This window comes from Methyloligella solikamskensis, from assembly GCF_042676065.1.
GTDB classification, from domain to species: Bacteria; Pseudomonadota; Alphaproteobacteria; order Rhizobiales; family Methyloligellaceae; genus Methyloligella; species Methyloligella solikamskensis.
The window spans coordinates 461629-468661 of sequence record NZ_JBHTJO010000002.1; the positions used below are offsets into that span (position 1 = coordinate 461629).

Here is a 7033-nt window from a genome sequence, read left to right on the forward strand (position 1 = left end):
CTTCATGCCGACGATGTGGTAGCCGGAATCGATATGCAGCACCTCGCCGGTGACCCCTCGTCCCATATCGGACAGGAGGTAAAGCGCCCCGCCGCCGACTTCTTCCGGCGTCACGGTCTTGCCCAGCGGCGAGTTGTACTCGTTCCACTTCAGAATATAGCGGAAATCGGCGATGCCTGAGGCCGCGAGCGTCTTGATCGGTCCGGCGGAGATCGCGTTCACGCGAATGCCCTTTTCGCCCAGATCGGCGGCGAGGTAACGCACGCTCGCCTCAAGGGCTGCCTTCGCCACACCCATCACATTGTAATGGGGCATGACCTTCTCGGCACCGTAATAGGTCAGCGTGATGATGGAGCCGCCATCGGTCATCAGCTTCTCGGCGCGCTTGGCCAGCGCGGTCAGCGAGAAGCAGGAGATCTTCATGGTCATGGTGAAGTTGTCTTCGGTCGTATCGACATAACGCCCGTCGAGCTGGGACTTGTCGGAAAACGCGACCGCGTGCACCAGGAAGTCTATGGAGCCCCATTCCTTCTCGAGCGCTTCGAACACGGAATCGATGGATTTTTCGTCGGTGACGTCGCACGGCAGCACCAGCTTCGCGCCGATCTGTTCGGCAAGCGGCTCGACGCGCTTCTTTAGCGCATCGGTCTGGTAGGTGAGCGCGATTTCCGCGCCCTGATCGGCGCAGGCCTTGGTGATTCCCCAAGCGATTGAGCGGTTATTGGCGACACCCAGAACGATGCCGCGCTTTCCCGCCATGAGATTGCCAGTTTCGGCCATGGACACATCCCCCTGTTCGGCTGCCGCTTTAAAGCAGAAAGCGCCACGGGTCGATAGAAGGTTGTGGCCTTATAGGCCCCAGAGCCCGTACGAGGCTAGGTCGAATTGACGCCTATCGTTAGCAGGACATCGCGCCGGACGCTTTGCCGGCGGTTCGATCAGCTCGAAAGGGTCCAGCTGCCGTCCTTGTCCCGGCACGCCGAGCCGGTGACGGACCGCTCGAAGGTGCCCAGCGTGATGGAATACTTGACCTTGCGGCAGACCCGGCCCTCATCGTCCCGGAAGGCGGAGATAGTCTTGATCACCCCGGAAAGCCCGTTTTTCTGCCGTTTCCAGACCAGGGTGGCGCCATCGCCGAGCTGCGTCAGCGCGATCTCAAGCGCGTTGAACGCCACGTTCCGGTCGCTCTCGTCGAGCTTCGACCGCAACGCCGCCAGGGTGGCGGGTTCCGTCATCGCCTGATCTTCCCCCTCCCAGGTCGGTCCCCTTAAAGAGACCCCTGGCACCGGCTGAAGGTCCAGCGATGCTGAACGTTGTGCCGGCTGCTCCTGGGCCAGCGAAGAAGTGGGGGCGGGTGCCAGAAAGTATAACGCCAGGCAGCCCGCCCCTATGATGATAGGAGCGTTCCAATGGAACGTACGCATAACCACTCGTCCCCACACAAACGCGCGCCAAATACACAGCCGCGCCAACTATCAACGGGACCCATCGTGATCCAACAGGGTGAGCAAACCGTAAATGCCAGTCTCGGAAGGGGATGAAAATTCGCCGCGCCGAATGAGAAATTGCAAAAACCGCGCGAAACGGTAGAAAGTCGGCGACGATATGGCCGAAAATTCCGAAGTTTCAGAGTTGAAGAAAGCCGCCGCCGAGGCCTTGTCCGACGCGGAGGATCCGTTTGCGCTGTTCGCCCGATGGCTGGAGGACGCCCACGCTCATGAGCCGCCGGAGGCCAACGCCATGGCGCTCGCGACCGCCGATGCTGGCGGCATGCCCAATGTGCGCATGGTGCTTCTGAAGGATCTGACGCCGGAAGGCCTGATCTTCTACACCAACTCCGAGAGCGTGAAGGGCGACGAGCTTGCCGCCAATCCGAAAGCCTCCATCTGCTTTCATTGGAAGGCGCTTGCGCGCCAGATCCGGGCCCGTGGCAGGGTCGAGCTGACCACGCCGGAAGAGGCGGACTATTATTTCGGCACCAGGGCGCGGGAAAGCCGCATCGGGGCCTGGGCCTCCCAGCAATCCCGGCCGCTGCCATCCCGCGACGTGTTGGAAGAGGCGGTGAAGACCCGCGAGGCGGAGTTCGGCGACGGACCGGTGCCGCGCCCGCCTCACTGGCTGGGCTATCGCATCGTGCCGCTGGAGATCGAGTTCTGGCTGGGCCGCGACTTTCGCCTCCATGACCGCATGGTGTTCCGCCGAGAATCGCCGGAGCACCCCTGGAAACGGGAGCGGCTCTACCCGTAAGCCGTGTGAATCCCTATCTTAGGACGAACCCGTCCCCAAGGAGCGATCGCCAGACCGCATGACCCTGATTCCCAACGAAGAGCGAAAGACGCTGATCCTGACCGGCGCCAGCCGAGGCATCGGCCACGCGACCGTGAAGCGGTTCTCGTCCGCCGGCTGGCGGGTCATCACCTGCTCGCGCCATCCATTCCCGGAGGACTGCCCCTGGGAAGCGGGGCCTGAGGACCACATCCAGGTCGACCTCTCCGATTCCAAGAACACCTTCGAAGCGATCGCCGAGATGCGCGACCGGCTGAAAGCCCAAGGCTCCCGGCTGAACGCGCTGGTCAACAATGCCGGCATCTCGCCGAAGGGCGAGGACGGCAGCCGGCTCGGCACCCTTGAGATGCAGGTGAAGGATTGGCAGTGGGTGTTCCAGGTGAATTTCTTCGCCCCCATCATGCTGGCCCGCGGCCTGCTTGAGGAGCTGAGCGCAGCGGACGGCGCGGTGGTAAACGTCACCTCCATCGCCGGCTCACGCGTGCATCCCTTCGCCGGCGCGGCCTACTCCACGTCCAAAGCGGCGCTGGCCTCGCTGACCCGCGAGATGGCCAACGATTTTGCGCCCCACGGCATCCGCGTGAACGCCATCTCGCCGGGTGAGATCGACACGGCGATCCTGTCCCCGGGCACCGATAAGCTCTTGGAAGAGATCCCCATGCGCCGCCTCGGCACGCCGGAGGAGGTGGCCAAGGCCATCTATTTCCTCTGCACCGAGCAGTCGAGCTACGTGAACGGCGCCGAACTGCACATAAACGGCGGCCAGCACGTTTAGTCGGCGCGGCTTGGTCTAAGCCGCCCGCAACTCCTCGCGCCGCACCATCTCCTCGGCCGCATCTAGGCCGCGATGCAGCGCATCGAACAGCTCGTCGATCTGGTCCTCGGTGATGATCAGCGGCGGGCAGATGCCGATTGTGTCGCCGATGGGCCGGATGATCAGCCCTTCCTTCTGGATCAGCGCCGCGGCCTTGGCGCCCACGAACTGTTTCGGGTCGAAGGGCTGCTTGGTCGCCTTGTCGGCCACCAGCTCGAGCCCGCCGATCAGCCCCATGCCGCGGGCCTCGCCCACCAGCGGATGATCGGACAGCGCCTTCAGCCGTGCCTGGAATTTCGGCGCGATCTTGGCGACCCGGCCGGCGATATTCTCACGCTCGTAGATCTCAAGCGTCTTTACGCCGAGCGCGGCCGACATGGGATGACCGCCATAGGTGAAGCCGTGGCCGAACGTGCCGATCTTCTCGCTCTCGTCGAGCATGGCCTCGTAAACCGGCTCCGACACGGTCACCGCACCGAGCGGCGCATAGGCGGACGTCAGCGCCTTGGCCAGAGAGATGCTGTCCGGCTCGATGCCGAGCGCTTCGGACCCGAACATGGTGCCGAGCCGGCCGAACCCGGTGATCACCTCGTCGGCGATGAACAGGATGTCGTACTTGGCGAGCACCGCCTGGATGACCTCGAAATACCCCTCAGGCGGCACGATCACGCCGCCTGCGCCCATCACCGGCTCGGCGATGAAGGCGGCGATCGTGTCGGGCCCTTCTCGGTTGATGAGCGCGTCCAGATCCTCAGCCAGCCTCGCGGAGAAATCGAGCTCGCTCTCGCCGGCTTCCGCGAAGCGGTAGTGATGCGGGCAGCTCGTATGGAGGAACCGGTCGCCGTAAGGCAGGTCGAAGTCGAGATGGTTGTTGGGCAGCCCGGTCAGGCTGGCGCTCGCGATGGTGACGCCGTGATAGGCCTTAACCCGCGAGATGATCTTCTTCTTCTCCGGCTTTCCCCGGGCATTGTTGTAATACCAGGCGAGCTTCACCTGGCTGTCGTTGGCTTCCGACCCCGAGCAGGTGAAGAACACCTTCGAGACGGGGCAGGGGGCCATCTGCTTCAGCTTCTCGGCCAGCTCGATCGCCGGCTCGTGGCTCTTGCCGCCGAAGAGATGGGTGAAGGAGAGGGTGGAGAGCTGCTCCTTCGCCGTCTCGATCAGCTCCTCGTTGCCGTAGCCCAGCGCCGTGCACCAGAGGCCGGCCAGCCCTTCCAGATACCGATTGCCCTCGGAGTCGGTGACATAGACTCCTTCGCCGCTTGTGAGGATTGTCGGCCCGCTCTCGCGAAACGTAGAAAGGTTAGTATAAGGGTGGACCAGGCTGGCGATGTCTTCTTGCTGGTCTGGCTGAAACGGCGGCATGGAAACTCCTTTGTGCCCGGACGGGCGAAATTGACGGCGGCATGATGAAGGCGAGTGCGGTGGGGACCTTCCAACGCGATCATAATCTCATTTCTGGAGGTGCAACGCCTGCGGCCCGCTGGCAAGGGGGCGATACGCAAAAAGAGGCGTATGCGCAAAATGACGCGAGGCGGCAGCCATGACCGCACCGATCCCGCTGAGACCCTCTCGCGCCGCAATCTGGGGCCGCAGGCTCGCGCTCTATTTCCTGCTGCTGATGCTGCTGACCGCGGGCCTGCACTACTTCTCGCCGCTCGGCACCAAGGCGGCCATCAATCTGCTGGCCGTCTCGTTCGCCGGGCTAGCGATCTCTGTCTCCCTGACCCTGGTGGGGTTGATCCGCATTTGGCGAGGAGACCGCCGCGGCAGCAGCGATCCGGTCTTCGCGCTCCTCTTCGCCGCCATCGGCCTGGCGCCTTTCCTCTGGTTCGGCGCTCAAGCCGTGCAGCTCCCGTCTCTCACCCAGGCAGCGACCACGCCGGAGCGGCCCATTCGGATCAAGGACCTATCGGTGCGCCCCGACGACGCCAACCCGATCAAAGCGCCGAGCGAAGACGCCATCGCTGCCCAGCGCGAGGCCTATCCCAATATCCGGCCTTTGGTGCTGGAGCGGTCGGCGGCGGAGAGTTTTGCTTTGGTGCGGGAGGCCATGCGGCGGCTGAACTGGGACATCGTCACCATGGAGCAGCCGGTGCAGAACAGCCTCGGCTACATCCAGGCAGAATCCCATACACTCGTGATGGGCTTTACCGATGACGTCGCGGTCGAGGTGGTGGGCGATGCCGCCACGGCCACCATCGACGTGCGGTCCATCTCCCGCTACGGCAACCACGACATCGGCACCAACGCCGCCCGCATCGATGCCCTGTTCGATGAGGTGCGCGAAGGCATCCGCAAAGGCGAGCAGCCCGTGCTGGAAGCCGAGCCGGGTGTTCCGTTCCCGACCCGCAAGACCCCGCGCTAAGTGGGGTGGTTGGGACTGCCTGTGGTCGCGCCACACTCCTCTGTCATTGCCCGACTTGATCGGGCAATCCAGTAATCGCCGCACTGGATCCCTGCTTTCGCAGGGATGACGGCTCTGCCTGTTGAGAGTCCGGTGAGACCTAAGACGCGCGGCTGGTCTGTTGCTCGGTGAGCGCGTAAGCGCTGAGCAGGCCGGGGCGGCCATCGCAGGTCACCAACCCCCGCGTCATCAGGTATTCCAGATGCGCGAAGACCGAGAGCGCGGCGGCCCCTTTTAGCCCCTCGTCGAGACCGCCATAGAGCCGGTCGACGATGGGAGCGATATGGTTCACCCCGTCCTCCAGACAGGCCAGAATGGTCTGCTCCCGCCATTTCCGGTGCATCATGTAGGCGCGCACCACCCGCTGCGGGGTCTGGATGCGGCCGCCATGGCCCGGCAGGAAGACCTTGTCGTTCCGCGCCATCAGCTTCTCCAGCGAGGCGAGGAAATCGGCCAGGCTGCCTTCCGGCGGGGCGATCACCGTGGTGTTCCAGCCCATCACGTGGTCGCCGGTGAACACGGTGCGCTGACCGACCAGCGCGAAGCACAGATGATCGGGCGCGTGGCCCGGCGTGTGGATCACGTCCAGGCTCCAGCCGCGCCCCTTCACCTCGTCGCCGTCCTTCAGGAGGACGTCAGGCTGCAGGCCTTCGTCGATGAAGCCTTCGATGCCGGGAATGTTGATCGAGCGCCCGCCCTTCTCGCGGCCGAACGCATAGATCTCGCCGCCCAGCCGATCCTGCAGGGGACGCGCCCCGTCGGTGTGGTCGCGATGACGATGGGTCAGCAGGATATGGCTCACCCGCTGGCCGCGGGTCGCTTGTACGATCGCATCGAGATGGGCCGGATCGGACGGCCCCGGATCGATCACGGCGACCTCGCTGTCACCAACGATGTAGGTGTTCGAGCCGAGGAAGGTATACGGGCCGGGGTTGTTGGCCACGATGCGGCGCACGCCCGGAGCAACTTCCTCCGGGACTCCGTAATCGACTTCGGCACTGCGATTGAACGCAAGTTCTGCGGACATCTATCTTCGTCTTGATGTTTGTTGGGCGAACAATGGCTGTACGAAAAGTACTAACTGACTGAAAACAGCCATGGAGATGGCCCCTACCTCCCATTCTATTTTGCGCAAAATGTGGCTCTCCGCCACCTGGCAAACATGTGGTCCCCCGGGCACAACGTCGCGGCATTCCAAACAAATGGACGCAACCGGAAGGTGTATTGGTCCGCTTTCCAAGCATCGTCCTGACTAGAATTTGAGCAGCCTGAATAATTTACTGTCAGGAAATCATATTGACAGCCAGTTAAGCTTCGCTGAACGTAACAGGCAGGAAGTACTTCTGCAGAATTGGTCTCTTATTGGCATCGATCTGCAGAAGCGCGACTGCAAGGGATGAATGAGGAGCCGTGTTATGAGCGAGCGCGTATGCGTTATTGGGGCTGGTCCGAGCGGGCTGGCGGCGCTTCGGGCATTTGAGTCTGCGAAGCAGAAGGGTGCGGATGTGCCTGAGATTGTCTGCTTC

Annotated in this window: 7 protein-coding genes; 3 read left to right on the plus strand and 4 right to left on the minus strand. The window is 63.1% G+C overall.

The features are described from left to right. Both fabI and ACFQ2F_RS15255 read right to left on the minus strand, forming a co-directional pair. Positions 1 to 780, minus strand: a 780-nt coding sequence (gene fabI / locus ACFQ2F_RS15250; RefSeq protein ID WP_379091544.1) for an enoyl-ACP reductase FabI, incomplete at its 3' end; no start/stop codon positions are given. Between the two features lie 158 nt (positions 781 to 938). Continuing rightward, positions 939 to 1235 carry an RT0821/Lpp0805 family surface protein gene (locus ACFQ2F_RS15255; RefSeq protein ID WP_379091546.1) on the minus strand — a complete coding sequence of 99 codons (297 nt, stop codon included), beginning with the start codon at positions 1233 to 1235 and terminating at the stop codon, positions 939 to 941. Positions 1236 to 1605: 370 nt separating this feature from the next. On the opposite strand from ACFQ2F_RS15255, the gene pdxH reads away from it, so the two are divergent. Next, a complete protein-coding gene (pdxH, locus tag ACFQ2F_RS15260) occupies positions 1606 to 2247 on the plus strand; it encodes a pyridoxamine 5'-phosphate oxidase (RefSeq protein ID WP_379091548.1) in 642 nt (213 codons plus the stop codon). 58 nt (positions 2248 to 2305) lie between these two features. Continuing rightward, entirely contained in the window at positions 2306 to 3061 is a 756-nt protein-coding gene (locus ACFQ2F_RS15265; protein WP_379091550.1) for an SDR family NAD(P)-dependent oxidoreductase, read from the plus strand. 15 nt (positions 3062 to 3076) lie between these two features. Here the strand turns inward: ACFQ2F_RS15265 and ACFQ2F_RS15270 are convergent, their stop codons facing one another. Then, positions 3077 to 4465, minus strand: a complete 1389-nt coding sequence (locus ACFQ2F_RS15270) for an aminotransferase (protein ID WP_379091552.1) — start codon at positions 4463 to 4465, stop codon at positions 3077 to 3079. Between the two features lie 178 nt (positions 4466 to 4643). Between ACFQ2F_RS15270 and ACFQ2F_RS15275 the strand changes: the two genes are divergently transcribed. Continuing rightward, complete coding sequence (locus ACFQ2F_RS15275) at positions 4644 to 5468, plus strand: DUF1499 domain-containing protein (RefSeq protein ID WP_379091555.1); 825 nt, start codon at positions 4644 to 4646, stop codon at positions 5466 to 5468. Between the two features lie 139 nt (positions 5469 to 5607). Here the strand turns inward: ACFQ2F_RS15275 and ACFQ2F_RS15280 are convergent, their stop codons facing one another. After that, positions 5608 to 6534, minus strand: a complete 927-nt coding sequence (locus ACFQ2F_RS15280; protein ID WP_379091557.1) for an MBL fold metallo-hydrolase — start codon at positions 6532 to 6534, stop codon at positions 5608 to 5610. Positions 6535 to 7033: the final 499 nt, after the last annotated feature.